Origin of the sequence: Sulfuricurvum sp. RIFOXYD12_FULL_44_77 (genome assembly GCF_001830725.1) — a bacterium.
GTDB classification, from domain to species: Bacteria; Campylobacterota; Campylobacteria; order Campylobacterales; family Sulfurimonadaceae; genus Sulfuricurvum; species Sulfuricurvum kujiense_A.
In genome coordinates this window covers 1-1147 of sequence record NZ_MIBU01000063.1, presented here as the reverse complement: position 1 = coordinate 1147, position 1147 = coordinate 1, and the positions used below count along the sequence as shown (strand labels likewise).

General features: G+C 43.6%; 2 protein-coding genes. Both read right to left on the bottom strand.

From position 1 onward, the window contains the following. A partial coding sequence (locus A2517_RS03055; protein ID WP_294894005.1) for a signal recognition particle receptor subunit alpha occupies nt 1-732 on the bottom strand: 732 nt, incomplete at its 3' end. Between the two features lie 234 nt (nt 733-966). Beyond that, nucleotides 967-1147 (bottom strand): helix-turn-helix domain-containing protein (locus A2517_RS03050; RefSeq protein WP_294894003.1); only part of this gene is annotated, 181 nt, incomplete at its 5' end.

Genomic DNA, 1147 nt, shown 5'->3' with positions numbered 1-1147 from the left:
GTATTTGGTAAGGATAACCCCGTCGATGCCGATTTTTTCATTAAAGGTACCTGCGGTACGAACCGCATCTTGACCACTAAGTGAATCGGCAACGTAGAAAATTTCATGAGGCTTTGCGACGGCTTTCACTTCCGCTAGCTCGCCCATCAACTCATCATCAATCGCCAAGCGTCCAGCCGTATCGATCAATACGACATCGACCAGTGCTTTTTTCGCGTGCTCAAGTGCCGCTTTGACCACATCAACAGGATTTTTACTTGCATCATCCGCGTAGAGTTCCACTTCGATAGAAGCACACACTTGACGAAGTTGCTCAACCGCCGCAAGACGCTGTAAGTCTGCCGCTACAACCAATACCCGTTTCTTCTGACGTGTTTTAAGCCAATTTGCAAGCTTACCCGTCGTTGTTGTTTTACCCGAACCTTGTAGACCCGTCATCAAAATAACGGTCGGTGCTACCGGAGCGTAGACAAATCCTGATTTACCTTTGACATCCAAAAGTGCATACAATGATTTACGAAGCGCATCGAGGAATTGGTCTTTCCCGATACCGCTTTGTTTGGTTTGGAGTTCAACCGAATCGATAAGGTCTTTAACGACTTTATGATTTACATCGGCTTTGAGCAACGCTTTTTTAAGCTCGCCGAGTGCCTTGGTTAACGCCTTTTCATCGTCGTGAAAACGGATTTTGCGTATGGCTGATGTAAACGATTCGGTTAGTGTATCAAACACTTCAACTCCTAAATAATAGCTCTACAGGGTATATATAATTTTCGAATTATACTTAATTTTTTCTTCAATTACAATTAGAGTATTTATAAAGTTGTCCCAAAAGCATACCTAGAGCCCAATCGCTGGCAGTAGTGCCAAAGCGATTGGAAGCGTTCTGTTTTTGGGACGCTTTTCTTTATGTCCTTTTCTTTTCTAAAAAGAAAAGGACATAAAGGATATTAACTCATGAAATCCTTAGTGAGCGAACACTTCGGGATGTGTAGCGGCGATCCCCAAAAGCACACGTGCCGGACCTTCCGGTTTACGGCGTGATTGTTCCCAGTTTCTTAGCGTGTTAACACTGATATTTAACAGTCCTGCGAATTCATCTTGAGTAAGCTTTAATTGTGCTCGTATAGACTTTGCATCAGGCTCA